The sequence below is a fragment of the Trinickia sp. genome, from assembly GCF_036503415.1.
Taxonomy (GTDB): Bacteria; Pseudomonadota; Gammaproteobacteria; order Burkholderiales; family Burkholderiaceae; genus Trinickia.
The window spans coordinates 26136-52562 of record NZ_DASXWY010000071.1 but is presented as its reverse complement, the minus strand read 5'-3'; the positions used below and the strand labels follow the sequence as shown (position 1 = coordinate 52562).

22 protein-coding genes are annotated in these 26427 nt (G+C 64.4%); 5 read left to right on the top strand and 17 right to left on the bottom strand.

Features of this window, described 5'->3' with window-relative positions:
* The 4 genes from VGL01_RS10110 to VGL01_RS10095 all read right to left on the bottom strand — a co-directional run.
* Window positions 1–293, bottom strand: a 293-nt coding sequence (locus VGL01_RS10110) for a 2'-5' RNA ligase family protein (RefSeq protein ID WP_331568849.1), incomplete at its 3' end; no start/stop codon positions are given.
* A gap of 32 nt (window positions 294–325) precedes the next feature.
* Window positions 326–1792 carry a glutamate synthase subunit beta gene (locus VGL01_RS10105; RefSeq protein ID WP_331568847.1) on the bottom strand — a complete coding sequence of 489 codons (1467 nt, stop codon included), beginning with the start codon at window positions 1790–1792 and terminating at the stop codon, window positions 326–328.
* Window positions 1793–1876: 84 nt separating this feature from the next.
* Window positions 1877–6577: a glutamate synthase-related protein gene (locus tag VGL01_RS10100; protein WP_331568845.1), complete on the bottom strand. Its 4701-nt coding sequence runs from the start codon at window positions 6575–6577 to the stop codon at window positions 1877–1879.
* Window positions 6578–6924: 347 nt separating this feature from the next.
* Entirely contained in the window at window positions 6925–7641 is a 717-nt protein-coding gene (locus VGL01_RS10095) for a transposase (RefSeq protein WP_331568843.1), read from the bottom strand.
* A 182-nt stretch (window positions 7642–7823) separates the two neighbouring features.
* On the opposite strand from VGL01_RS10095, the gene VGL01_RS10090 reads away from it, so the two are divergent.
* Together VGL01_RS10090 and VGL01_RS10085 are read left to right on the top strand one after the other, a co-directional pair.
* Complete coding sequence (locus VGL01_RS10090; RefSeq protein WP_331568841.1) at window positions 7824–8549, top strand: OmpW/AlkL family protein; 726 nt, start codon at window positions 7824–7826, stop codon at window positions 8547–8549.
* Window positions 8550–8812: 263 nt separating this feature from the next.
* Window positions 8813–9190, top strand: a complete 378-nt coding sequence (locus tag VGL01_RS10085; protein WP_331568839.1) for a DUF883 family protein — start codon at window positions 8813–8815, stop codon at window positions 9188–9190.
* A 53-nt stretch (window positions 9191–9243) separates the two neighbouring features.
* Here VGL01_RS10085 and ugpQ read toward each other — a convergent pair whose 3' ends face one another.
* The 12 genes from ugpQ to VGL01_RS10025 all read right to left on the bottom strand — a co-directional run bounded on the left by ugpQ (window position 9244) and on the right by VGL01_RS10025 (window position 21680).
* The gene (gene ugpQ, locus VGL01_RS10080) at window positions 9244–10005 is read right to left on the bottom strand and encodes a glycerophosphodiester phosphodiesterase (RefSeq protein WP_331568837.1); all 762 of its coding nucleotides are present in this window, start codon (window positions 10003–10005) and stop codon (window positions 9244–9246) included.
* Window positions 10006–10041: 36 nt separating this feature from the next.
* Window positions 10042–11127 carry a sn-glycerol-3-phosphate import ATP-binding protein UgpC gene (locus tag VGL01_RS10075; RefSeq protein ID WP_331568835.1) on the bottom strand — a complete coding sequence of 362 codons (1086 nt, stop codon included), beginning with the start codon at window positions 11125–11127 and terminating at the stop codon, window positions 10042–10044.
* Window positions 11128–11178: 51 nt separating this feature from the next.
* Entirely contained in the window at window positions 11179–12024 is an 846-nt protein-coding gene (gene ugpE, locus VGL01_RS10070) for a sn-glycerol-3-phosphate ABC transporter permease UgpE (RefSeq protein ID WP_331568833.1), read from the bottom strand.
* Window positions 12021–12905 (bottom strand): sn-glycerol-3-phosphate ABC transporter permease UgpA, encoded by an 885-nt coding sequence (gene ugpA, locus VGL01_RS10065; protein ID WP_331568831.1) that lies wholly within the window; start codon window positions 12903–12905, stop codon window positions 12021–12023. Before ugpA ends, ugpE begins: the two co-directional genes overlap by 4 nt.
* 155 nt (window positions 12906–13060) lie before the next feature.
* The gene (gene ugpB, locus VGL01_RS10060; protein ID WP_331568829.1) at window positions 13061–14389 is read right to left on the bottom strand and encodes a sn-glycerol-3-phosphate ABC transporter substrate-binding protein UgpB; all 1329 of its coding nucleotides are present in this window, start codon (window positions 14387–14389) and stop codon (window positions 13061–13063) included.
* 78 nt (window positions 14390–14467) lie between these two features.
* A complete protein-coding gene (locus VGL01_RS10055; protein ID WP_331568827.1) occupies window positions 14468–15694 on the bottom strand; it encodes a deoxyguanosinetriphosphate triphosphohydrolase in 1227 nt (408 codons plus the stop codon).
* 48 nt (window positions 15695–15742) lie between these two features.
* Window positions 15743–16819, bottom strand: coding sequence for a 3-dehydroquinate synthase (aroB, locus tag VGL01_RS10050; RefSeq protein WP_331568826.1), 1077 nt, complete (start codon window positions 16817–16819; stop codon window positions 15743–15745).
* Complete coding sequence (locus VGL01_RS10045) at window positions 16816–17322, bottom strand: shikimate kinase (protein ID WP_414720215.1); 507 nt, start codon at window positions 17320–17322, stop codon at window positions 16816–16818. The genes aroB and VGL01_RS10045 overlap by 4 nt, the downstream gene beginning before the upstream one ends.
* Window positions 17323–17471: 149 nt before the next feature.
* Window positions 17472–19124 carry a type IV pilus secretin PilQ gene (locus tag VGL01_RS10040; protein WP_331568825.1) on the bottom strand — a complete coding sequence of 551 codons (1653 nt, stop codon included), beginning with the start codon at window positions 19122–19124 and terminating at the stop codon, window positions 17472–17474.
* Complete coding sequence (locus tag VGL01_RS10035; RefSeq protein ID WP_331568823.1) at window positions 19121–20032, bottom strand: hypothetical protein; 912 nt, start codon at window positions 20030–20032, stop codon at window positions 19121–19123. The genes VGL01_RS10040 and VGL01_RS10035 overlap by 4 nt, the downstream gene beginning before the upstream one ends.
* A complete protein-coding gene (locus tag VGL01_RS10030; protein WP_331568821.1) occupies window positions 20029–20679 on the bottom strand; it encodes a hypothetical protein in 651 nt (216 codons plus the stop codon). Before VGL01_RS10030 ends, VGL01_RS10035 begins: the two co-directional genes overlap by 4 nt.
* A complete protein-coding gene (locus tag VGL01_RS10025) occupies window positions 20676–21680 on the bottom strand; it encodes a pilus assembly protein PilM (RefSeq protein WP_331568818.1) in 1005 nt (334 codons plus the stop codon). Before VGL01_RS10025 ends, VGL01_RS10030 begins: the two co-directional genes overlap by 4 nt.
* Before the next feature lie 218 nt (window positions 21681–21898).
* Here VGL01_RS10025 and VGL01_RS10020 point away from each other — a divergent pair, with 218 nt between their 5' ends.
* The gene (locus VGL01_RS10020; RefSeq protein WP_331568816.1) at window positions 21899–24337 is read left to right on the top strand and encodes a penicillin-binding protein 1A; all 2439 of its coding nucleotides are present in this window, start codon (window positions 21899–21901) and stop codon (window positions 24335–24337) included.
* 90 nt (window positions 24338–24427) lie between these two features.
* Here VGL01_RS10020 and cyaY read toward each other — a convergent pair whose 3' ends face one another.
* The gene (gene cyaY / locus VGL01_RS10015; RefSeq protein WP_173256864.1) at window positions 24428–24748 is read right to left on the bottom strand and encodes an iron donor protein CyaY; all 321 of its coding nucleotides are present in this window, start codon (window positions 24746–24748) and stop codon (window positions 24428–24430) included.
* Window positions 24749–24797: 49 nt separating this feature from the next.
* On the opposite strand from cyaY, the gene lptM reads away from it, so the two are divergent.
* A complete protein-coding gene (gene lptM, locus VGL01_RS10010) occupies window positions 24798–25124 on the top strand; it encodes an LPS translocon maturation chaperone LptM (RefSeq protein ID WP_331568814.1) in 327 nt (108 codons plus the stop codon).
* Window positions 25125–25145: 21 nt separating this feature from the next.
* Entirely contained in the window at window positions 25146–26408 is a 1263-nt protein-coding gene (gene lysA, locus VGL01_RS10005; protein WP_331568812.1) for a diaminopimelate decarboxylase, read from the top strand.
* Window positions 26409–26427: the final 19 nt, after the last annotated feature.

Sequence of the window (26427 nt, the reverse complement as noted above, 5' to 3'; positions counted from 1 at the left end):
ACCGCAAGGCGGGGATGGGCAGGATTCGGCCAATATGCGAAACGCTCGATCTTCAGCGCGGGAAGCGCGGTCACGGTCGAGGCCAGCCCCGCCGCAAGCGCAAGCCCGCGCTCGCGCGGGATGGACCCGAGAAAGGCCAGCGTCAAATGAAGCTGATCCGCCGCAACGCGGCGACCGATCATATCTTCGCCGATGCCGAATGCTTCCCACTCACTGCGCGTGGGCGCATCGGGCACGAGCGCAATGAAAGTGCGATGCCAATCCGCATCCGCGTCCTGCGGTGCAACCGGCATCGCTTCCACGCGCGGCGAATGCGCGCCGCCCGTCAGCGGGGCAGCTCGGAGCTGCCCATCAGGTAGGCGTCGACCGAGCGTGCGCATTGCCGGCCCTCGCGAATCGCCCAGACGACGAGCGACTGCCCGCGGCGCATATCGCCTGCGGCAAACACTTTGTCCGCCGACGTGTAGTAGGCTCGCTCGCCTTCCGTCGCCGCGCGCACATTGCCGCGCGCATCCTTCTCGACGCCGAGCGCTTCGAGCACAGGTGCGACGGGCTGCGTGAAACCCATGGCCAGCAGCACGAGATCGGCCTTCAGTTCGAACTCCGAACCCGGCACTTCCTGCATCTTGCCGTCCTTCCATTCGACACGCGCCGCGATAAGCTTCTCGACCTTGCCGTTCTTGCCTTCGAGCCGCTTCGTCGCGACGGACCAGTCGCGCTCGCAGCCCTCTTCGTGCGACGACGAAGACCGCAGCTTGACCGGCCAGTACGGCCAGACGAGCGGCTTGTTTTCGGTTTCGGGCGGCTGCGGCAGCAGCTCGAACTGGGTCACGCTCTTCGCGCCGTGACGGTTCGAGGTGCCGACGCAGTCGGAACCCGTATCGCCGCCGCCGATCACGATGACGTGTTTGCCTTTCGCGCTGATCTGGTCCGCCACCTTGTCGCCGGCGTTGACCTTGTTCTGCTGCGGCAGAAACTCCATCGCGAAATGAACGCCGGCAAGTTCGCGCCCCGGTACCGGCAAATCGCGCGGCGTTTCGGAGCCGCCGGCCACGACGATGGCGTCGAAGCGCTCTTTCAGCTCATCGGGCGTAATCGTCTCCTTGGCCGTATTGCCGATGTGAGACGGCAACGGGTCCTTGCCGATGAAGACATTGGCGCGGAACGTCACGCCCTCGGCTTCCATCTGGCGCATGCGGCGATCGATCAGCCACTTTTCGAGCTTGAAGTCCGGAATGCCATAGCGCAACAACCCGCCGATGCGATCGTTCTTTTCGAACACCGTCACGTCGTGCCCCGCGCGGGCGAGCTGCTGCGCAGCCGCCAGGCCGGCCGGCCCGGAGCCGACCACGGCAACCTTCTTGCCGGTCTTCTTCTTCGGCGGCTGCGGCTCGACCCAACCCTCGGCCCAGGCCTTGTCGATGATCGCGTGCTCGATCGACTTGATCCCGACAGGATCCGCATTGATGCCGAGCGTGCAGGCCGCTTCGCACGGTGCCGGGCAGATGCGTCCCGTGAACTCGGGGAAGTTGTTGGTCGAATGCAGGACTTCGATCGCCTGCCGCCAGTCCTGGCGATAAACGAGATCGTTGAAGTCGGGAATGATGTTGTTCACGGGGCAGCCGTTGTTGCAAAACGGAATGCCGCAGTCCATACACCGTGCGCCCTGAATCTTCGCGTCCTCGTCGCTGAGCGCGAGCACGAACTCCTTGTAATGCTTCAAACGCGCGAGCGGCGCTTCATACGCTTCGTGGAGGCGCTGATACTCGAGAAAACCGGTTGCCTTGCCCATGGGGTCTCTTCTCTAATCTTGGTCGTCGTACTCAATTCATCGTTCGGCGGGCCTCGCAACACGCGAGGCCCAAGCCTCCGAGCCTCATGCCGCAAGCGCTTCCTTGGCGGCCTTCTTCGCACCCAGTTCGCCCAGTGCGCGCTTGTACTCGGTCGGGAAGACCTTCACGAAGTGGCGGCGCGAGGTATCCCATTCCTCGAGCAGCGACTTCGCGCGCGGCGAGCCGGTGAACTGGAAGTGGCGCTCGACGAGCCCCTTGAGCAATGCTTCGTCGGTGACGCCCGTATGCCAGAGCGCGCGATCGACGGTGCGCTCCTGCTCGGCCTGCTGCAGCACCGGCTCCAGCGCGACCATCGACTTGTTGCACTTGGCGGGGAACGTGCCGTCGGGATCGTAGACGAACGCCACGCCGCCCGACATGCCTGCCGCGAAGTTGCGGCCGGTTTCGCCCAGCACGACGACGGTTCCGCCCGTCATGTATTCGCAGCCGTGATCGCCGGTGCCCTCGACGACGGCGCTCGCCCCCGAGTTACGCACGCAAAAACGCTCGCCCGCGACGCCGCGCAGATAGGCCTCGCCCTCGATCGCACCGTACATCACGGTGTTGCCGCAGATGATGTTTTCCTCGGACTTGCCGCGGAAATCGTTCGTCGGGCGAATGATGATGCGACCGCCGGAGAGGCCCTTGCCGACATAGTCGTTGCCGTCGCCGACGAGATCGAGCGTGACGCCGCGCGCGAGGAATGCACCGAAGCTTTGACCGGCCGTGCCTTTGAGCTGGATGTGGATCGTATCGTCGGGCAGTCCGTCGTGACCGTGCTTCTTCGCGATCGTGCCCGAGAGCATCGCACCGACGCTGCGATTGACGTTGCGCACCGGCTGAATGAACGAGACGTGCTCGCCCTTGTCGATCGCGGCACGGGCCTTCTCGATCAGCGTGTGATCGAGCGCCTTCGCAAGGCCATGATCCTGCTCGTCGACATGGCGGCGCGCAATCTCCGCCGCCACGCGCGGCTGATAGAACACGTTCGAGAAATCGAGCCCCTTCGCCTTCCAGTGCTCGATGCCCTTTTTCATGTCGAGCAGGTCGGCACGGCCGATCAGGTCGTCGAACGTGCGAATGCCGAGCTGCGCCATGATTTCGCGCACCTCTTCAGCCACGAAGAAGAAGTAGTTGACGACATGCTCGGGCTGGCCCTGGAACTTCGCGCGCAGCACCGGATCTTGCGTCGCGACGCCGACCGGGCAGGTATTCAGATGGCACTTGCGCATCATGATGCAGCCCTCGACGACGAGCGGCGCCGTCGCGAAGCCGAATTCGTCGGCGCCGAGCAGCGCGCCGATCACGACGTCGCGGCCCGTCTTCATCTGGCCGTCGGCCTGCACGCGAATGCGCCCGCGCAGCCGGTTCAGCACGAGCGTCTGCTGGGTCTCGGCCAGCCCGAGTTCCCACGGCGTGCCGGCGTGCTTGACCGACGAAAGCGGCGATGCGCCCGTGCCGCCGTCATGGCCGGCGATGACGACGTGATCGGCTTTCGCCTTGGCCACACCCGCGGCGACCGTACCGACACCCACTTCCGATACGAGCTTGACCGAGATGCTCGCCGACGGGTTCGCGTTCTTCAGGTCGTGAATGAGCTGAGCCAGATCCTCGATCGAATAGATGTCATGGTGCGGCGGCGGCGAAATGAGACCCACGCCGGGCACCGAGTAACGCAGTTTGCCGATGTACTCGGAGACCTTGTGGCCGGGGAGCTGGCCGCCTTCGCCGGGCTTGGCGCCCTGCGCCATCTTGATCTGGATCTGGTCGGCCGATGCGAGATACTCCGCCGTCACGCCGAAACGGCCCGACGCGACCTGCTTGATCTTCGAGCGCAACGAGTCGCCATCCTTGAGCGGAATGTCGCGCACGACTTCCGGTCCGATCACCGAGGCAAGCGTATCGCCGTTCTTGATCGGAATGCCGCGCAACTCGTTGCGATAGCGGTTCTCGTCCTCGCCGCCCTCGCCCGTGTTCGACTTGCCGCCGATGCGGTTCATCGCGACCGCAAGCGTCGCATGCGCTTCCGTGCTGATCGAGCCGAGCGACATCGCACCCGTGGCGAAGCGCTTGACGATGTCCTTGGCCGATTCGACTTCGTCGATCGGAATGGCCTTCGACGGGTCGACCTTGAACTCGAACAGCCCGCGGAACGTCATGTGACGGCGCGTCTGATCGTTGATCAGATGTGCATATTCCTTGTAGGTCTGATACGAGTTGCTGCGCGTCGAATGCTGCAGCTTCGCGATCGCATCGGGGGTCCACATGTGATCTTCGCCGCGCACGCGATAGGCATACTCGCCGCCCGCGTCGAGCATGCCCGCGAGCACCGGGTTGTCGCCGAATGCGTCGCGATGCAGGCGAATGGCTTCCTCCGCCACGTCGAAAAGCCCGATGCCGCCCACCTTCGAAGCCGTGCCCTTGAAGTATTTCTCGACGATATCGCTCGCCAGGCCGACCGCCTCGAAAATCTGCGCACCCGTGTACGACATGTAGGTCGAGATGCCCATCTTCGACATGACCTTTTGCAGGCCCTTGCCGATCGCTTTCGTGAAGTTGTAGACGGCCTTCTCGGGCGAGAGATCGCCCTTCATGCCTTGCGCCATCTGCGAGAGCGTTTCCATCGCAAGGTACGGATGGACCGCTTCGGCACCGTAGCCGGCGAGCAGCGCGAAGTGATGCACTTCACGAGCCGAACCGGTCTCGACGACGAGACCCGTGCTCGTACGCAGCCCCTGCGTCACCAGATGCGTGTGAATGGCCGCCGTCGCGAGCAGCGCCGGAATCGCGACGTTGTCATGGTCCACGCGCCGATCGGACACGATCAGCATGTTGTAGCCCGACTTGACAGCGTCGACCGCCTCGGCGCAAAGCGAGGCGAGCCGCGCCTCGATGCCTTCCTTGCCCCAGGCCACCGGATAGCAGATGTTGAGCTCGTACGAGCTGAATTTGCCGCCCGTGTACTGATCGATCGCGCGGATTTTCGCGATGTCCTTGAAGTCGAGCACGGGCTGCGACACTTCGAGGCGCATCGGCGGGTTGATGTTGTTCGTGTCGAGCAGGTTCGGCTTCGGTCCGACGAACGATACCAGCGACATGACCATGTTCTCGCGGATCGGATCGATCGGCGGGTTCGTGACCTGCGCGAAAAGCTGCTTGAAATAGTGGTAGAGCGTCTTGTTCTTGTTCGACATCACGGCGAGCGGCGAGTCGTTGCCCATCGAGCCGATCGCCTCCTCGCCCTGCTGCGCCATGGGCGCCATCAGGAACTTGACGTCTTCCTGCGTATAGCCGAACGCCTGCTGGCGATCGAGCAGGGCCGCGGCCTCGCGGCGTTCCGTCGCCACATCCTCGGGCTTCGGCTCGATCTCGTCGAGCTTGATGCGCACCGCGTCGATCCAGCTCTTGTAGGGCTTGGCGTTGGCGAGGTTGTCCTTGAGTTCCTTGTCGCCGATGATGCGGCCATGTTCCATGTCGATGAGGAACATCTTGCCCGGCTGAAGGCGCCACTTCTTGACGATCTTCGATTCGGGAATCGGCAACACGCCCGACTCCGACGCCATGATGACGAGGTCGTCCTCCGTGATGATGTAGCGCGCCGGACGCAATCCGTTACGGTCGAGCGTCGCGCCGATCTGCCGCCCATCGGTGAATGCGATCGCCGCCGGGCCGTCCCACGGCTCCATCATCGCCGCGTGGTACTCGTAGAATGCGCGCCGGTTCTCGTCCATCAGCGTGTGCTGTTCCCACGCTTCCGGAATCATCATCATCATGGCGTGCACGAGCGGATAGCCCGCCATCACGAGCAGTTCGAGACAGTTGTCGAAAGACGCCGTGTCGGACTGGCCCGGATAGATCAGCGGCCAGAGCTTCGGCAGGTCGTCGCCGAGCACGGCGCTCGCAATCGCGCCGGTGCGCGCATTGAGCCAGTTGACGTTGCCCTTGACCGTGTTGATCTCGCCGTTGTGCGCGATCATCCGGTACGGGTGGGCAAGCTCCCACGCCGGGAACGTGTTCGTGGAGAAACGCTGGTGCACGAGCGCAAGCGCCGAGACGACCCGCTCGTCCTGAAGGTCGCGGTAGTAGACGCCGACCTGGCCCGCGAGCAGCAAGCCCTTGTAGACGACCGTGCGCGCCGACATCGACGGCACGAAGTATTCCTTGCCGTGCTTGAGCTTGAGCGCCTGGATACGGTGGCTCGCCGTTTTCCGAATGATGTAGAGCTTACGTTCGAGCGCATCGGTGACCATGATGTCGCGGCCACGCCCGATGAAGATCTGGCGGATGACGGGCTCCGTCGCCTTGACGGTCGGCGAGATCGGCATTGCGTGATCGACCGGCACGTCGCGCCAGCCGAGCACCACCTGCCCTTCGGCCTTGACCGTGCGCTCGAGCTCCTGCTCGCAAGCGAGCCGCGAGGCGTGCTCCTTGGGCAAAAAGATCATGCCAACGCCATACTCGCCCGCCGGCGGCAACGTCACGCCCTGGCGAGCCATTTCCTCGCGATAAAAGGCGTCCGGCACCTGGATCAGAATGCCGGCGCCGTCGCCCATCAGCGCGTCGGCACCGACCGCGCCCCGATGATCGAGATTCTCGAGGATCTTGAGCCCTTGCTGAATGATCTCGTGGCTCTTCCGACCCTTGATATGGGCGACAAAACCGACGCCGCAGGCATCGTGTTCGTTGCGCGGATCGTACAGACCCTGCGCGGCGGGGACCGAAAGAATCGGTTGCTGATCGTTCATGGGGACACCGTCTATTGGGGGCCGGGCTTGGCCGTTCGCATAAGGGCTTCTCTCGGTTCTGGCGGCACGCGCACTGGGCGCCGCCGACGGGCATGCTGCCCTGAACCGCCGGAAATCGGAATATACGCGACGAATCAAAGGAATAGCAACAAAAATCGCTTGATATGGCACTAATTTGTGCAGCGCACTCGGTTGGTGCCTTTTTATTGGTTCCATATCAAATCAGTGCAAAAGAAAACGGCATCTCTCCTGCCGTTCTCGCTTACTTGCGGCTTCGCCCCAGCCCGCCCCCGCTCAACCGCGGGCGGCCGATCCCCCTGGCGCCAAGGATGGGGCGGCAACCAGCGCTACTGCTGCGCCTTATGCGGAGTGACTTCGCGGACCTTCCTGGGCCGGCCGCGCGGCAAAGGCGAAACGCGGCGGTTCGCGGCGCGCGCGGCCCACTCCCGATAGGTGTCTCCGCCGAGCACCCACCCTTTCAAAGTGGCCTGTTGAAGCTCGTTCGCCTCGCGCTCGTCGAGCGGCTGTTCGCACAGATCCTTGTACGCGCGCTGTCGCTCGAACGGCGTATTGCCGAGCGACCAGTAAAGCGGGTGATCGGTGACGAGGCTATCGACGGTGAGTCCGATGTGATGCCGATAGCTGGACCATCGGTAATCTTCGGCCGCCGTGACGAGATGCTCGCGCACGGGGCAAAGCTCGATCACCCGGCTGGCGAGCAGAAAGTACCGCTCGCCCTCGATGACCGTCGCCCGATAGCGCCCTTCCCACAATGTGCCGCGCCGCGAGTAGCGGCGATTGAAGTGTGCGACGTAGCGCCTGCCGACCGCCTGCATCGCCTTGGGCAAGCTCGATTCGTCGCTCGGCGTGACGAGCAGTTGAACCGCGCCCGGCATCAGCACATAAGCGTGAACCGCGAGGCGATGATCGCGCGACGCGGCTTTCAGGCAATCGACGAACAACTCGTAGTCCTGTTCGTCGACGAAGGCGGGCTGCTGATCGAGGCCGCGCAGTATGACGTGCTGCGGCTGTTCAGGGACGTAAAGACGTGCAAGCCGTGCCATGCTGGATTCCGTGAGTTCGTTGGTGAGTACCCGAAGGCGAAGCGCCGCGCAAGCGTTCGCAACGGCCGAATGCGACTGGTGCCGCGAGCACGCAACGCTTAGGGAGAATGCTCTAGCGCGCGCGCTTGGTTTGTGTGAAACCTTCTACTCATAATAGGCGGGCCTTTTATGGAGGAAGACATATGAAATTACAACAGGCCATCACGGGGGCGGTTGCGGCACTCGTATGCGCAACGGCTGCACACGCACAATCGGCCGGGACGTTCTACGCTGCAACGGGTTGGTTCCATTTTTCACCTCAATCTTCGAGCGATCCACTGCAGGTCGTCAGCATCGGCGGCGCCCCCGTGAACACACCGGTGGCGGGGACCGGCGCCTCGATCGACCAATCCGACACGCTTGGCCTGAGCGTAGGCTACTTCATCACGGATCACCTCGCAGCCGAGCTCGAAATCGGCGTCCCTCCCAAGTTCAACATCGAAGGGGCTGGCTCCTTCTCCCAGTTCGGCAAGCTTGGCAGCGCGCGCCAGTGGAGTCCCGCCCTGCTCGTCAAATGGAACTTCAGGAAGCCCGATGACAAGTTCCGCCCGTACCTCGGCATCGGCGTGACGCGCGTCTGGTTCACCGACGCGCAAATCACCAACAGCACGTTCCAATCCGCAGTCTTGCACGGAGGTCCGACCTCCGTCTCGACGGATCGTTCCTGGGCGCCCGTTTTCAACGCCGGTTTCAATTACTCGTTCAACAAGCATTGGTTTGCAGGGGTGTCCGTGTCGTACATTCCGGTCAGCGTCACCGCCGACCTCACTACGACCAACGTCGGGCCATTTGGTTTGACTGCCCATACGCAAGCAAAGATCAAGCTCAACCCGATCGTCACCTTCGCGAAGATCGGCTACGCCTTTTAGCATAGTCCAATTCGACCCTTCGCTCGCAACGCCACCGGACCGGTGGCGTTGTAATTTCCACCGCCGGTATTGCACTGCGCTGACGTTTCTACCCGATTTTCGTCGCACCTTTGCCGCCTGCCCTGACAGCCGCGCGACCGCGTACAAGGGCGTTGCCCGGTCCGAGGCGGCTTGGCATCGAAGTTGCGGAACAAGGGCTTTCCCGCCATTCGAAACAGGAACGCGGGTACGTCCACCCCGTCAATCATGCTCACGGAGCGACCATGAACGCACTACCGAATACGCGAGACGCGCTCGATACATCATGGACGAGCGCCAGCCGTCATGCACGCCGTATCGCCCGACATAGTCGAAACGCAGCCGAAGATATCGGCTCGGAAATGCGAGAACTACTCTCCGAACTCGAAGCGACACTCGCCGACGGCACGCAGGCCGACGTCGCGCAACTGCGCGAACAAATGAAAAAACGTCTGGATGCGGCCCGCTCGCGGCTCGATGGCGCGCGAAATAACATTCGCGCCCGCGCTGCGACCGCCATTTCCGGTGCCAACGATTACGTACGCGAGAACCCGTGGGAGACGGTCGCCGTGGTCGGTGGCCTTGCTCTGATCACGGGCTGGTTGATGGCACGCTCGCGCTGAGGCAGGACACGCGCGAGACACCCGCCGGGGACTCGCGCGCCGGACCGCTTCCTTCAGTTGCGGTCGAAGAAATCCGCCCCGATCGAATCGATCCGGTCGGTGCAGATCGTATCGACTCCCCACTCGCCTAGCACTCGCGCGCGAGCCGGATCGTTCACCGTGTAGGCCAGGATGAAGAGCCCCGCGGACTTGATCTCGGCGACGAGTGCCGCATCGAGCTTGCGGTGATCCGCGTGTAGCGATACGCAACCGAGCGCCGCGGCGAGCGAGCGCCACTCGGCAGGCACGGCACCCACGAGCAACCCGCGCGGCAGCACGGCTACGGCATCGCGGGCGGCCGTCAGTGCTTCCATCGAAAACGACGACAAGAGCGGCGGAGGCGAGGACTCGGCCCACAGCCTCGCCGCCTCGGCCGCGACGCGCCGCCCCGTTTCGATCTCGCGTCCCGGGCAGGGTTTGATCTCTATGTTTGCCATCAGCCCGTGGCGCGCGCAGCGCTCCGCCACCTGCGCCAGCGTCGGCATCGATTCGCCCGCGAAGCGCGCATCGCGCCAGCTGCCCGCATCGAGCGCGGCGATCCGAGCGTAGCTCATGCGCGCGGCGGCGCCATGGCCATTGGAGGTCCGGTCCACCGTGTCGTCGTGCAGCAGAAAGACCACGTCGTCTGCCGAGAGTTTCGCGTCGAACTCGATCATCCTGTGCCCAAGCGCAGCACCCGTGTCGATACCCGCAAGCGTGTTCTCGGGTGCGAGGGTCCCGCCACCGCGATGCGCGACGACGCGCGGGTAAGGCCAACCGTTCAGTACAGTCGTCATCTTCGTATTTCGTCTTCCGAGGCCAACATCATGCCGTCAACCGGCGCGTTTGCCGGTTTCGGGATCGAAAAAATGCAGGTGTTCGGACGGAAGCCCCACCGGCAAGATTTCGCCCGATAGGGGACGGTCTGCATGGGGCAGCCGCACCGTGACATCGTGGCTGCCCCAGCGGCCATGCGCGAGGTTGTCCGCGCCGAGCAACTCGCAGGAGTCCACCGCAAGACTCGCGCACGTTTGAGTGGCACGCGGCGCCATATGCTCCGGACGGATGCCGAGCACCCACTCGCGCCCGCACGCAATGGCGCTGCCGATGGCCGGATGCGCCGCAAGCGCGAGCAGAGGTCCGCCGCCGGCCACCTCGAAGGCCCGCCCGTCGTCCGAGAGCCGGCCCGAGAGCAGATTCATCGCCGGCGAGCCGATAAAGCCGGCCACGAAAATGGTCGCCGGACGCTCATAGACTTCCGTCGGCGCGCCGATCTGTTCGGCATATCCGCGGTTCATGACGATGACACGCTGAGCGAGCGTCATGGCCTCGACCTGATCATGCGTGACGTAAAGGCTCGTCGTGGCGAGGCGGGCGTGCAGCCGCTGGATCTCCAGCCGCATCTGTACCCTGAGCTTCGCATCGAGATTCGAGAGCGGCTCGTCGAAAAGAAACACCGACGGCTCGCGCACGATCGCGCGCCCCATGGCGACACGTTGCCGCTGCCCGCCCGAAAGCTCGCGCGGCTTGCGACCCAGAAGAGGGTCCAACTCGAGTATCTTCGCCGCCGCGGCGACGCGGGCATCGATGTCAGCCCGCGCGAGCCCGCGGATCGTCAGGCCGTACGCCATGTTCTCGCGTACGCTCATATGCGGATAAAGCGCGTAGTTCTGGAACACCATCGCAATATCGCGATCCTTCGGCTCGAGGTCGTTGACGACGCGCTCGCCAATGGCGATCTGCCCTTCGGACACGCGCTCGAGCCCCGCGACCATGCGCAACAGCGTCGACTTCCCGCAGCCGGACGGCCCCACGAGCACGACGAATTCGCCGTCGGACACGTCCACGTCGATGCCGTGCAGCACGAACTGCTTTCCGTCGTAGGTCTTGCGAACGCCTCTCAAATTCAACGCAGCCATGGTCCCTCGCTGATGTGACAATCCGTTATCCCTGCCGTCATCGGCATCGCACTATTTCTCCGCATCGACGAGCCCCCGCACGAACCACCGCTGCATCGCGATCACGACCACGAGCGGCGGCAACATCGCAAGCAGCGTCGCCGCCATGACGAGATGCCATTCGGTCGCCGTGTCGCCCTGCCCTATCATGGTTTTGATGCCGACCACGGCCGTCGTCATCGATGGCTCGCTCGAGACGAGAATCGGCCAAAGATACTGATTCCAGCCGTAGATGAACGTGATGACGAAAAGCGCCGCGATGTTCGTTTTCGACAGCGGCAACACCACGTCGCGAAAAAAGCGCAACGGGCCAGCGCCATCGATGCGCGCCGCATCCATCAGTTCATCCGGCAGTGTCATGAAGAACTGCCGAAACAGAAACGTCGCGGTGGCGGAGGCGATCAACGGCAGGGTCAACCCCGCGTAGCTATTGATGAGGTGAAGCGACGAAGCCACATGCACGGTCGGAAAAATCCGCACCTCGACCGGCAGCATGAGCGTCACGAAGATGAGCCAGAACGCCGTATTGCGAAACGGGAAACGGAAAAAGACGATCGCGTACGCGGAGATGATCGACACGGCGATTTTCCCGAGCGAGATCGCCAGTGCCATGATGAGCGAGTTGAGCAGCATGCGGCCGAACGGGCTCGCGGCATCGCCGGCCCCATGGCTCCAGACATGGACGATGTTCTCGATGAAGTGCGTGCTCGGCAAGAGCGAAAGCGGCACGGAAAAAACTTGCTGCTCGTTCATCGACGCCGCGCAAAACGCGACATAGACCGGGAACGCGATCAGCGCCACGCCCAGGATCAGGACGGCATGGCAAAAAAGATCGAAGCCTCTGCGATTTTCGATCATGAGTATTGAACCTTGCGTTCGATGAAACGGAACTGAACGACGGTCAGCCCTACGACGATCACCATCAGCACCACCGACTGCGCGCCGGAGCTGCCCATATCGAGCCCCTGGAAGCCTTCGATGAAAATCTTGTAGATCAGTGTTTTCGTCGACTGCGCGGGGCCCCCGCCCGTCGCGGCGTCGATTACCGGGAACGTGTCGAAGAATGCGTAGACGAGATTGACGACGAAAAGAAAAAACGTGGTCGGCGACAAAAGCGGCAAGGCGATGCCGAAGAATCGTCGCACCGGACCCGCGCCGTCGATCGCAGCCGCTTCGATCAGTGAACGCGGTATCGCCTGAAGGCCCGCGTAAAAGAACAGGAAGTTATAGCTGACCTGCTTCCAGACCGATGCCAGCACGACGAGAAACATCGCCTGCCCACCGTTGATCGCGTGATTCCAGACGATGCCGGCCTTCGCCAGCGCGAAGGTGACGAGGCCGATGCTGGGGTTGAACAGGAACGCCCATAGCACGGCCGCGATGGCCGGCGCGACGGCATACGGCCAGATCAGCAGCGTGCGGTAGGTCCGTGCACCGCGGGTGACGCGGTCGGCGCACGCCGCGAGCAAGAGCGAGACGACGAGACCGATCACCGTGACGAGGGTGCTGAAGACGATCGTCGTCTTGAATGAACCGAGATAAAGCGGATCGGCAAACAGGTGCTGGAAGTTGCCGAGACCGACGAACTCGCTCGATGTGCCGAACGCATCCTGCATTTGCGTGGACTGCCACAGCGCCTCGCCGGCCGGCCAGAGAAAGAAGATTGCGGTGATGGCCAACTGCGGCGCGATCAGCAGATAGGGCAGTGGGCTCGTGGGAAAGCGGGAACGTTCGTACATGGCGCGTCGCTCGATTAAGGCGCGGCGCCGCCGCCCATGCGGGCCGGCGGCCAAGCGCATCCAGCTGGGAAAGACGTTCGGTCCGCACTGCCCGCGCTGCCACCGACCGCGAGTAACGCGGCTCCCGGCAGCGCGGCGATGCGCGAACCCGTGCGTCAGGTACCGGACTTTTCGAAGCGGCGCAACAACTCGTCGCCGCGCGAAACGGCCGAATCGAGCGCCTCTTTCGGCGTCTTCTTTTGCGCCCAGACCTGCTCGAGTTCCTCGTCGACGATCGTGCGGATTTGCGGCATGTTGCCCAGACGCAAACCCTTCGTGTACGGCAGCGGCGGCTTGTTCAGCATTTGCTTGATCGCCGTGTCCGCACCGGGGTTCTTCGCGTAAAAGCCTTGCTGCTGCGTTTCCTCGTAAGCCGCCTTCGTCACCGGCAGGTAGCCGGTGTCCTGATGCCATTTTGCGGCGACCGCGGGCGACGTCAGATAAGCGAGGAATTTGGCAACGCCCTTATACGTGTTCGCGTCCTTGCCGGACAGCACCCAGAGGCTTGCCCCGCCGATGATCGCGTTTTGCGGCGCACCCTTGACTCCCGCGTCGTACGGCATCATGCCCGTGCCGAATTGAAACTTCGCGTACTTGCGAATCGACGCCAACGAGCCCGAGGAACTCGTCAAAATCCCGCAATCGCCGCTGTAGAACTTCGACATCGCTTCGTCCTTGCGGCCCGCATACGTGAAGGTGCCGTCCTTGGCCATCTTCTGCAGAAATGCGATGTGCGCGATCTGCTGCGGGCCGTTGAACTCGAGCTTGGCGTCCGTACCGTCGAAACCGTTATTGCGGGTCGCGAACGGCAGTCCATGCCACGCGCTGTAGTTTTCGAGCTGGACCCATCCCTGCCATCCCGTCGTGAACCCGCACGACATGCCCGAAGCCTTGAGCTTGGCCGCGTCCGCGGCCACTTCGTCCCACGTCTTCGGCGGTTGGCTCGCATCGAGCCCGGCCTTCTTGAACGCATCCTTGTTGTAGTACAGCACCGGCGTCGAGCTGTTGAAGGGCATCGAAACGAGCTCGCCTGTCTTCGCATCGCTGTAGTAGCTCGCGATCGTCGGCACGAACGCCGATTGATCGAGCGGTACGCCAGCCTGCTTGAAGACCTCGGTCACCGGGACGATCGCCTTTTTCGCCTGCATCATCGTGGCCGTGCCGACTTCATAGACCTGGAGGATCGCCGGCGCATTGCCGCTGCGATAAGCCGCGATGCCGGCCGCCAGCGTCTGATCGTACGAACCCTTGTATGCGGGCACGATCTTGTAGTCGCTCTGGGAAGCATTGAAATCCGCGGCGATCTGATTCACCCGTTCGCCGAGCGCGGCCTCCATCGCGTGCCAGAACTGAATCTCCGTTGCCGCGAAAACGCCCTGACTCACGCCCGCGAAGAGCGCAACCCCGATTGCCGCAGAACGGACCAGCGTTTTGTATCCCTTCATTTCTTCTCCTCTCCGTAGTGGACGCAACACGCGCCGGTCGGAGATGAAATCGATTTCAGCTCCAACCGGGCGAGCAGTTTAGTTATCGTTTATGACAAACAGACGTTGGTACTCCTTGAGCGCATAGCGATCCGTCATGCCGGCGATGTAATGCGCGATCAGCCGCGGCTGGAGGGCTGGATCTTCGGCAACGTAATCGGGCGGCAAGAGGCGCGGATCTTCGGTGAACGCATCGAAAAGGCCGGTGATGACACGACGCGCCTTGTTCGCCATGCGCATGACGCGATAGTGCCGGTACAGGTTCTTGAACAGAAAGCGCTTGAGCTCGACCGCTTGAGCCGCAATGGCGCTGCTGTGCGCCACGAGCGATGGGGCCGCGCGCACGGCGTCGAGCGAATCGGGGCGCTGCTCGGCAAGGTTGGCGCGCGTCGTCTCGATCAAGTCGACGATCAGCGTGTTGATAATGCGGCGCACCGTTTCGTGCACGAGGCGGCGCCCTTCGAGTTCGGGATGCGCGTGCCTGGCCTCTTCGTAATGCCGATGCCAAAGCTCGACTTCCGCGAGTTGGCCGATCGTGAGCAGACCGGAACGCAGCCCGTCGTCGACATCGTGATTGTTGTACGCGATCTCGTCGGCAATATTGGCGATCTGAGCCTCGAGCGACGGCCGCTTGCCCGTCAGAAAACGCTCTCCGAGCTCGCCGAGGTTCAATGCGTTTTCGCGCGAGCAATGCTTGAGAATGCCTTCCCGGGTCTCGAAGCAAAGGTTCAGGCCGTTGAAGCCGCCGTAATGCTCCTCGAGTTCGTCGACGACCGCCAGGCTTTGCAGATTGTGCTCGAAGCCGCCGTGCGCACGCATGCAATCGTTGAGCGTATCCTGCCCGGCATGGCCGAACGGCGTGTGACCGAGATCGTGAGCGAGCGAAATCGCTTCGACGAGATCCTCGTTGACGCGCAGGTTGCGCGCCACGGAGCGCGCGATCTGTGCCACTTCGAGACTGTGCGTCAGCCGTGTGCGGAACAGATCGCCTTCGTGATTGACGAAGACCTGGGTCTTGTATTCGAGACGGCGAAACGCCGTCGAGTGAACGATGCGGTCCCGGTCGCGCTGGAATTCGGTGCGCGCGAGCGGCGCCGATTCCGCGTAGCGGCGGCCCCGCGAGCGGGCCGAATGGGCGGCATAAGGCGCCAGATGCGCTTCGAGCATTTCGACCGTGGGTGCGCCCCAAACGGATGAAACCGCTTGTGAGCCGCGCTCGCCCGGCGCTGCGCCAGGCGATCGGTCATGCGTCGGGTTCTGCTCCACATGTCCCCCTTTCGAATCGGCGCGCTGCGCCGGACGTCCGCGCTCGCTTCAGACGTTGGCCGCGAGCGTCTCGCGCAATACGTTTTCCGGCACGCCAGTCATGAAAGGCCCGCCGATGCGTTCCAGCAATACGAATTTGATTTGTCCCGCCTCAGCCTTCTTGTCGACTTTCATCGATTCGATATAGCGATCGTCACCCAGCTGCGGCCCACGCACCGGCAGCCGTGCCGCCGCCACGACGGCGACGAGGCGCCGGCGTGCGGCTTCATCGAGCCGGCCAATGCGTACCGACAAGTCCGCCGCCATCACCATCCCGCAGCCAACGGCCTCGCCATGTAACCACTGCCCATAGCCGAGACCCGCTTCGATGGCATGACCGAACGTATGGCCGAAGTTCAGGATCGCGCGCAACCCGCCCTCTCGCTCGTCGGCCGCGACGACGGACGCCTTGATCTCGCAGCAGCGTTTGACCGCACGGGCGAGCGCGTCTTCGTCGCAGCGGTTGAGCGCGTCGATATTGGCCTCGATCCAGTCGAAAAAACCGGCATCGGCAATCGCCGCCGTCTTGATGACTTCCGCCATGCCGGCCGCGAGTTCACGCTCCGGCAGCGTGCGCAGCGTGCCGATATCGGCAATGACGGCAAGCGGCTGGTAGAACGCGCCGATCATGTTCTTGCCCAGCGGATGATTGATGCCGGTCTTGCCGCCGACGGAGGAATCGACTTGCGAAAGCAGGGTCGTTGGCACCTGGATGAACGGCACCCCTCGCATATAGCAGGCGGCCGCGAAACCGGTCATATCGCCGACGACGCCGCCGCCGAGCGCGATCAGCGTCGTCTTACGGTCCGCACGGGCTTCGAGCAGCCCATCGAAGATGCGATTGAGCGTTTCCCAATGCTTGTAGGACTCGCCGTCCGGCAGCACGACCGTCGACACTTCTTTGCCGAGCGGGGCGAGCGCGGCGCGCAGCTGCGCGCCGAAGAGCGGCTCCACCGTCGTGTTCGTGACGATCATGACCGATGCGCCGGCAATATGCGGCGCGAACAGTTCAGTGCGGCCGATCAGATCGGCCCCGATGTGAATGGGGTAGCTACGTTCGCCCAAATCGACGTTAACGGTAATCATGTATTTGCCTGCCGGGTGATGCCGGCCATTTCGAGTTGCATGAGGACCATATTGACCAATCCGTTGACCGACGGGCGCCCTGTCTCCACCACGAAATGCGCGCACTCCCGGTAAAGCGGGTCTCGCACCGCATAAAGCGCTTCGAGCTTCGCCTTAGGATCCTCCGTCTGCAACAGCGGCCGGTTTTTGTCTTTGCGAGTCCGCAGCCAGAGATCGTGCGGATTGGCCCGAAGATAGACGACGATACCGCGGCTGTGCAAAAGTGCGCGATTTTCCGGACGCAGGACCGCCCCGCCGCCCGTCGCGAGGACGATCGCCTCGCGCCCGGTCAGCTCCGCTATGACGTGAGCCTCGCGGTCTCGAAAGCCGGCCTCGCCCTCGAGCTCGAAAATCACCGGGATTCGCGCCCCGGTGCGCGCTTCGATTTCGTGATCGGAGTCGAAAAACGGCCGATCGAGCCGGCGCGCGACCGCACGGCCCACAGTGGTCTTACCCGCCCCCATGAGCCCGACGAAGAAAATGCTGGTGTTTGCGCCCTGCTCTTGCAACAGTACCCTCTGATCAATTCGGATGTGGTTCGTGGCGCAGCTTACTGGCAAAGGCGCCGGCTTGTCGAGTCGCCCACCGGGGCGCAGCCGGCCGCCCCGGCGCGTCAATCGATCGAAACGATGCGCGGCGTAATGAAAACGACCAGTTCGCTGGCATGCTCGCGCTGCGTCCGATGGCGAAAAAACGCGCCCAAAACCGGTATTTTGCCCAACAGCGGCACGCGCGTCACATCGTCGCGATCGCGATTCTCGTAGATTCCGCCGATCGATACGGTGCCGCCATCCTCGACTTCGACACGCGTTCGCACATGTTTCGTGTCGATCGCGAGCCCCGCGGCCGTCGCCTCCCCGACGCTGTCCTTCGCGATATCGAGGTCCAGGATCACGCGGCCATTCGGCGTAATCTGCGGCTCGACCTCGAGTTTGAGCGTCGCACGGCGAAACTGGATGCCGGACACGCCGTTGCGCACCTTCGCCTGGTAGGGCAGCTCCTTGCCTTGTTCGACGACCGCCTTCATGCGATCCGCCGTGACGATACGCGGGCTCGACACGATTTCGCCCCGCCCCTCGGCCTCGAGCGCACTCAACTCGGCCGTTACGAGACGCGTGGCGCGCGCCGCGAAAAGCGTGAGCCCAGCCGTGGCGGCATCGAAGCCCGCCAGCGCTTGCGCGGACAAGTCGTGCACGAGCCCGTTGCGATCGCCCGAGAACCCAATGACATCGTCGCTCGCTGCCCTGCCTGGGCCGCGCACGGAAAGGCGCGCGCCGAGATCGCGCGAGAAACCCCGCACGCCCTCCACGATACGCGCTTCGATCAGCACTTGCCGGCTCGGCTTGTCGATCGCCGCGACGAGCTCCGCGACCTGTGCCAGCCGAGCCTCCAGATCCGTGACGAAAAGCAGATTGGTTCGGGCATCGGCCATCGCCGCGCCGCGCTTCGAGAGCACCCGCTGGCTCCCCGAAGCTGTCAGAAGCCGCTGCACGTCCTCGGCCCGAGGATAACGCAGCGCGAACGTGCGGCTCGCCAGCGGCTCCAGATCCGCCGCGCGGGCATGGGCCTCGAAGCGCAATCGCTCGCGAGCGGCCAGCTCGGCTACCGGGGCCACCCATATCACATTGTCGCGCCGGATCATGGCCAGCCCATTGGCGTCCAGTAGCGTATCGAAGGCGCTGCGCCACGGCACGGCGTCGAGAAAAAGCGATACGTTGCCCTGTACACGGCCGCTCGCCACGATGTTCAGGCCCGTGAACCGGGCGAACGCGTCGAATACGTCGGCGAGCCGCGCGTCGCGAAAATGCAGCGTGATGGGTTGACCATCCCCGTCTTCGCGCCCGCCACGGCGCTGCATACCATCACTCATTCGCTGGGGCGGACCGAGCGGCACCGGCGGCCCCTCGAGTCGATTCGACCCATCGCCGGAGGCGCGCTCCGGGGCCCGTCTGTCCGCGGCCTCGTCGGCGTTACGTGACGAAGTACCGTTAGCCTCGGGCGCATCGCCGCTGTCCGCGTCGCGCGCGTCGCCATGGTCCGCAAGCTTCGCTGCGCCGATGTCCTCATCGTGCTCGGCAGCCGTACCGCGGGCGCCGCTGTCCGACAGCGTGCCGTGATCGGCATCCAGCCCGCCTTCGGCAGGCCATGCGCCTTGGGTTGGCATGCCGGGCGGAAGCGGCGGCAGCACCGGTAAGCGCGCAAGGGCCGGAGCACCGGTCAGCAAGATAAAGGCCACCATTGCAAGGCGTGCGCAGCGCGACGTCATGACCCCGCTCCGATCGCCAACACGCGCGTACCCGTTTGGTGAGCCAGCGTGATGCTGGCCGACCCGATCCGCATCAGACGTTCATTGCCGAGCATCTGACCGGGCAGATAGACGGCGCCTTGGCCCTCCACCTCGATGAGTGCGAGCGAACGGGCGCCTTCGATCATGAGGCCAGTCAGTCGCAGCTCGGATGCCGGGCTGGGCACGGCTGCCGGCGGCGCCCGGAACGGATCGCCGGACGGGCCCCCGATCTCGCCTGCGTGCGACGCCGGTACGCTCGGCAGGGAGTCGTGGACCTCGAGCTCAGCCTGGAGGAGAAGCCCCTGTGCGCCGTGTTCCAGTTTGAACTCAGCCGGCACCACCAGTACCGGCAACGTCGAAAGCGCGCTCAGGAACGCGACGAAGGAAGCGAAGCTGGATTTTGCCGCCAACCTGACGACATGCCCTGCTTCCTCGCCGGCTGCCGCGCGGTCGCCCGGTTCCACCGATTGCAGCGTCATGCCGCTGCGCTCAGCCAGCGCGGCAATGGACTGCCAGGCCGTCGGCCGCATTCCGTCCGAGGGCACTGCCGGCGCGGGCAAACCCTGCACGGCCTGCCGCAACTCAGGCAACGCCGAGGCTTTCGAGCGCGCATCGTCGAGGCGATGCGCCAATGCGGCGAGCGCAGCACTGTCGGTCGCGTCGCTCCGATCGTGGCGCAACGCTCTGCAGCCCTGCACCAGCGCAAACGCAACGCTCGCAACAGCGACGGCCATCAGTAGCCGATGCGATCCGCCCCACCGTTCGGGCATCGAAACGAGCGTGCGGCACCACTCGCCCAGTTCCGAAGGGCGCGGCATCCCCACTGGGCGGCCGAATGTGCGCAGCAGCCCCGACGGCGAAATCCTCATGCGTTCGAACAGACTCATCGTCGCCCCCGTTCGAAGGCGCGCGGCTCGGAAGCCTGCGCCTGAACGTCGGCGCCGTTCACCGCCAGCCGCACGAGGAACGCGACCGCCCCTTGACCCGCGCCGCTGCCTGAGCCGAGGCGCAGGTCCGCGAGCTCGGCCGCGCGGATGCCCGGGACACGCCCTAGCCGCTCGAGTAGAAGCGCGGGCATTGCGGTGTCCACCGCACTCGCCACGATCTCGATGCCGCGGCTGCTCAAATGCAGTCGCTCGAGGACGATACCGGCCACAGGCTCGCGACGCAGTACATCGGCGACGCCCCACAGCGCTTCGCGCGGGCGCGCGAGCATGCGCGAGCGCTCGCTGCGCGCACGCATGCTCGCCTGTACGCGCTCGAGCCGCCGATATTCCGCGACCGGCGCCGCCAATTCGGCGAGATCGGCTTCGAGCCGATGACGCGAACGCTCGGCGCGCTCCTGCGCAAACGAGCCTGTCGCACTCCAGATCAGCGCGGCTGCCACACCCGCGAGACCGGCTGCCGCGCATTCGCGCAAAACGCGCCCGCGGAGCCTGCGCGCGTCGCGCTGCCGGTGCGGCAGCAGATTGAAGCCCCCCACATGCAGTCCGACCGCTCGTCCGGAGCGATCGACGAGGACCCGGGCGATCATTGCTCGACCCCGCCCAACGCGAGCCCATAAGCAACGGCGAACCCGGGCTCGTGCGCGCGTGAAAGCGACGAGCCCGGCGTCAGAAACGGAGCGCATGCGAATGGCAACGCGAGACACCCCAGCAGATCGCCAATATCGGCAAGCGCAAGACTGTCGCTCGCAAGCGCATCGAGGTCGCCGCCCGCCACGGCACACGCGAGCGCGTGAGGCCCTGCGAGTTCGCGCAACATGTCAGGCAAGCCCCGGCGTTGCGACGCCGGACAACACCCATGCGCCTCGATGGTGCTGCCGCGAATGCGCCAGCCGTAGACGCCGTCGTCGCCGGCCCAGAGCGCGGCGAAGGACTCCATGCCCCGCAGCGCGGGCGCCGCGGTTCGAACGAGCGCGCGCAAAGCCGCGGCCGGCTCGCTATCGACCGCAACCAGTGCGATACCCGCACCCGCGGCCGCTTCGATGCGCGCTTCGAGGTGAGCGCGGGCCGTCGCAGCGATCGTCAGATGCGAGGCGCTCCCGGCGCCGGCTTCCACCTGTACGCAATCGGAAGCGGCACTGCGCTCCACGCGCCAATCGACAGCCAACGCCTCGCGCTCGATGCCCGCAATGCGCTCCGCGTGCGCGCGCGCCGCGCTTTCGAGGGGATCGGCAACTCCAGTACCTCGCGCGCCGGGGAGCCCCGCGCGCAACTGCGGCAACGGCATCGAGGCAATCCATGTGAGGCTGCCCGGCACGGCCATCGCCGCCGGCAGCGCACGGACCGTGCGCGCGGCGGGCCACCGGCCCAGAAGTGCCGCAAGCGCCGCGGCGATGGCGCGAACATCGGCGATATGTCCGCTCGCCATTGCCGAGCTCGGAAGCGGCTCCGCCCCAAGCCATTCGACGCGCGACGCGGCCAACGGCCGAACACACCGGCTGACCACGACGAGCCTCAATTCGTGTTCGCTCAGATCGATGCCGGCGGCGAACCGGCGCATCGCGGGCATCCATCGCGTTTCGATCAGCATCGTTTCTCCTTGCGGCAGCGAGGCGGTGCGCGCGTGCAGCGCTCGCCTCGGTTGAGATGGAGAAATGGTGCCGGCCCACGTATCGTCTGAACATTCGACCGAACGGCCAGGCCAAGGCCTATCGCTTCCGCCTGTGCCTGCCGCCTATGCCGTTAAGCCAATCGAAAGCCCGTCCCGACCGGTGGCTATAATGATGGGTTCCTCTGGACAGCTCTTTTATGCAGCCCCTCGATCCTCCGCCGCCTGCGCCCGAACCGCCGCGCCCGCCCACCCGGCGTTGGGCCCGTATTGCGATGAAGACGCTCGCCGTACTCGCTGGCCTGGCTGCCGCCGGCGTGCTGTGTGTCGGCCTCGTGCTGGGCTATGGCTGGCTCGTCGCGAGTCAGCGCTTGCCGTCGATCGCGGCGCTCACCGATTACCGTCCGAAAATCCCACTGCGGATCTATACGGCGGACCACGTACTGATCGGCGAATTCGGCGAAGAGCGGCGCGACGTCGTCCATATAGCCGAGGTTCCCCGCTACATGAAGCAGGCGATACTCGCCATCGAAGACTCCCGCTTTTACGATCATGGCGGTGTCGATCTCGCGGGCATCGCACGCGCGAGCCTCGCCGCGCTCAGCAACGGGCATGCGACGCAAGGCGCGAGCACGATCACCATGCAAGTGGCGCGCAACTTCTTCCTGTCGAGCGAGAAGACGTTCACGCGCAAGATCTACGAGATGATGCTGGCTTACAAGATCGAGCAGGAACTGACAAAAGATCAGATCCTCGAGGTCTATATGAATCAGATCTACCTCGGCCAGCGCGCATACGGTTTCGCCTCGGCCGCGCGGATCTACTTCGGCAAGGACCTGCGTCAGGTCACACTCGCTGAGGCCGCCATGCTGGCCGGGCTGCCGAAAGCGCCGTCGGCGTACAACCCGGTCGTCAATCCGGCCCGCGCCAAAGTCCGTCAGCAATACATCTTGCAACGCATGCTCGAGCTCGGCGACATCACGCAAGCTCAATACGATGCAGCCGTCAACGAGCCGCTCGTCGTCGCGAAAACGACCGTGCAGCAATTCAGCGTGCATGCCGAGTACGTCGCGGAGATGGTTCGGCAGGCCATGTATGCGCAATATCGCGACGAAGCGTATACGCGCGGGCTCAATGTCGTGACGACGATCGATTCGGCCGATCAGGCCAACGCATACCGCGCATTGCGCCGCGGCTTGATGAGCTACGACGCCCGGCGCGGCTATCGCGGCCCGGACGGCTTCATCGACCTGCCGGCTGCGGGCAGTGCACGCGAGCAGGCCATCGCCGATGCACTCGCGAGTTACCCCGACAACGGCGATGTGACGGCAGCGGTGGTCGTCTCGGCCACGCCTCGCGAAGTCCACGCCATGCTCGCCAATGCGAGCACCGTCACCATCACGGGCGAAGGACTGCGCTTTGCCGCCCCCGCGCTCGGCACGAAGAGCTCGCAGGCCGCCCGCATTCGCCCCGGCGCGATCGTGCGGGTCATGAAACGCGACGACGGACAGTGGGCGATCGTCCAGCTGCCGCAAGTGGAAGGCGCGTTCATTTCGATCGCGCCCGCGGACGGCGCGATACGCTCGCTCGTCGGCGGCTTCGACTTCAACAAGAATAAGTTCAATCACGTCACACAGGCATGGCGCCAGCCTGGCTCGAGCTTCAAGCCGTTCATCTACTCGGCGTCGCTCGACAAGGGGCTCGGGCCGGCAACGATGATCAACGACGCGCCGCTCTTTTTCAGCGCGGCGCAAACGGGCGGCACGCCTTGGGAGCCCAAGAACTACGGCGGCGGATTCGACGGCCCGATGACGATGCGCACGGCGCTGCAAAAGTCGCGCAATCTCGTGTCGATCCGCATCCTCGCGCACATCGGCACGCATTACGCACAAGACTACATCACCCGTTTCGGGTTCGATGCCGAGCGGCACCCCGCCTACCTGCCGATGGCCCTCGGGGCGGGACTCGTGACGCCGCTGCAGATGGCCGGCGCGTACTCGGTCTTCGCCAACGGCGGCTATCGCGTCAATCCCTATCTGATTGCCGAAGTCACCGATCCGCAAGGCATCGTGCTCGCCCGCGCGCAACCGATCGTCGCCGAGCAGAACGCGCCGCGCGCCATCAACGAAGCCAATGCCTACATCATGAACAGCCTGCTGCAAAGCGTGGCGCAGCGCGGCACAGGGGCCAAGTCGAACCAGCTCGGACGCAAGGATCTGGGCGGCAAGACAGGTACCACCAACGAATCGCGCGACGCCTGGTTCGCCGGCTACCAGCACATGCTCGCGGCCATCGCATGGGTCGGCTATGACAATCCGCGCAGCTTGGGCGACCGCGAGACCGGCGGCGGCGTCGCCCTGCCGATCTGGATGGATTACATGCGCGAAGCGCTCAAGGGTGTGCCGCCGTACGAGATGCCGATGCCCTCGGATGTGGTGACGCTCGGCGGCGAGCTCTACATCGACGGATTCGAACCGGGTCAGGGTTTCGTCGCGTCAGTCGGTGTGCCGCAAGCCGCGCAGGAGGGAGAGGCCGGATCTGAAACCGCCGCGGCATCGGATGCTCCGCCGGGCGCGGCGCCCGCCGCGGGTGCCGCCGACGAAGGGCAGCGTGTCATGAATCTGCTGGACGGCCACTGATACGGGCGACGACAAGACAAGGCCGCCACGACTCACCGCCCTTAGCCGCCTATCCGTTCGCGCGAGCGGCGGGACCGCGATTCGTCGCGCTCAGCGGGCGGCGAATCTGACCGGCTCACCGGCCTGCTGCGTCGCGTAGTCGGAAAGCGCGGCATAGAACTCCGTGCCGTTGCGCGTATCGCGCCACTCGCCGTCGATATACCTGAAGTGAAAACCGCCGGCCTTGGCCGCGATCCAGACTTCCTGCATCGGCGGCTGCAGGTTGACGATGATCTTCGATCCGTTCTCGAATTCGAGCGTGAGGACGTTGCCGTTACGCTCAGCCTCGATGTCGGCATCGATATCGTCGAGTGCCGCTTCGACGGCGGCCAGCACGGCCTCCGCGCGGCTCAGGTAGTCACTGTCGCTCATGCTAAACTCCGGCGCTTAAACCTATTCACAGGCCAATTCAAAGACAGTCATGCGAGTCGTCTTCAGGATGAGCGCGATTGTAGCGGCTTTGGCCGTTGCGACAAGCGTGTCGATAGCGGGATGCGGGCAGCGCGGGCCGCTTTATTTGCCGAGCGTCCCCCCGCTGCCGCCCAAACCCGTCGAGCATACCGAGCCGTCCTCCGAACGCACGCCCGCCGCGTTGCCCGAGCCCGACGCGCAGCAAGCGCCGGACGATTCGGCATCGAAACCGTTGATGCTCGCACCGGCCGACCAACTCGGCGGCGCGGCTTCCGGCGTGCGCGCTCCGTCGCCCGCAAGCGCCGCCTCGGATGCTGCCCCTGGCGCCAACCAGTAACACACCGATCCCACTCGTCGCATGTCAGATTCCGCCTTCCATTACGTCGATGGCGTGTTGCACGCCGAAGGCGTCAGCGCCGTCTCGCTCGCCGAGCAGTTCGGCACGCCGCTTTACGTCTATTCGCGCGCCGCGCTGACCTCGGCTTACGAAGCCTATGCCCGCGCCTGCGTCGGCCGTCGTGCCGCGATTCATGTGGCGGTCAAGGCCAACAGCAATCTGGCCGTACTGAATGTCTTCGCGCGGCTCGGCGCAGGCTTCGACATCGTCTCGGGCGGCGAGTTGGCCCGCGTCCTCGCCGCCGGCGGCGATGCCGCAAACGTCGTTTTTTCGGGTGTCGGCAAAAGTGTCGGAGAAATCCGCGAGGCGCTCGCGGCCGGCGTGAAGTGCTTCAACGTCGAATCGATCCCGGAACTCGATCGTCTGGATGCGGTGGCGGGCGAACTCGGCATGAAGGCACCGGTATCGCTGCGCGTGAATCCCGATGTCGATCCGAAGACGCATCCGTACATCTCGACGGGGCTCAAGGCGAACAAGTTCGGTGTGGCGTTCGACGATGCCGTCGCCACCTACCGACGCGCCGCGGCCATGCCGAACCTCGAAGTGATCGGCATCGATTGCCACATCGGTTCGCAGATCACCGAAATCGCGCCCTACCTGGACGCGCTCGACAAGCTGCTGGAGCTCGTCGACGCGATCGAAGCCGATGGCATTGCGATTCGTCATATCGACGTCGGGGGCGGCCTCGGCATCCGGTACGACGATGAAACACCACCCGATACGACCGTTTTCGTGCGCACGCTGCTCGATCGTATCGATGCGCGCGGACACGGGCATCGGGAGGTGTTCTTCGAGCCCGGCCGCTCGGTGACAGGCAACGCGGGGGTATTGCTCACGCGGGTCGAATTTCTGAAATCAGGCGCCGAAAAGAACTTCGCGATCGTCGATGCCGCGATGAACGATCTGGCGCGCCCCGCGATGTACCAGGCGTTTCACGCGATCGAGCCCGTCGTTCTGCGCAGCGACGCGCCATGCGTCTACGATGTCGTCGGCCCCGTATGCGAAAGCGGCGACTGGCTCGGGCGCGACCGTGCACTGGCTGTTGCGCCGGGCGATTTGCTCGCGATCCGCTCGGCCGGGGCATATGGTTTCGTGATGAGTTCGAACTACAACACGCGGCCACGCGCGGCAGAAGTGATGGTGGATGCCGGCCATGCGTATCTGGTTCGCGCACGCGAGACCGTCCAGGCGCTTTTCAGCTCCGAGACGGTGCTTCCGCGTTAAAGGCTGAACGCGCAAAGAC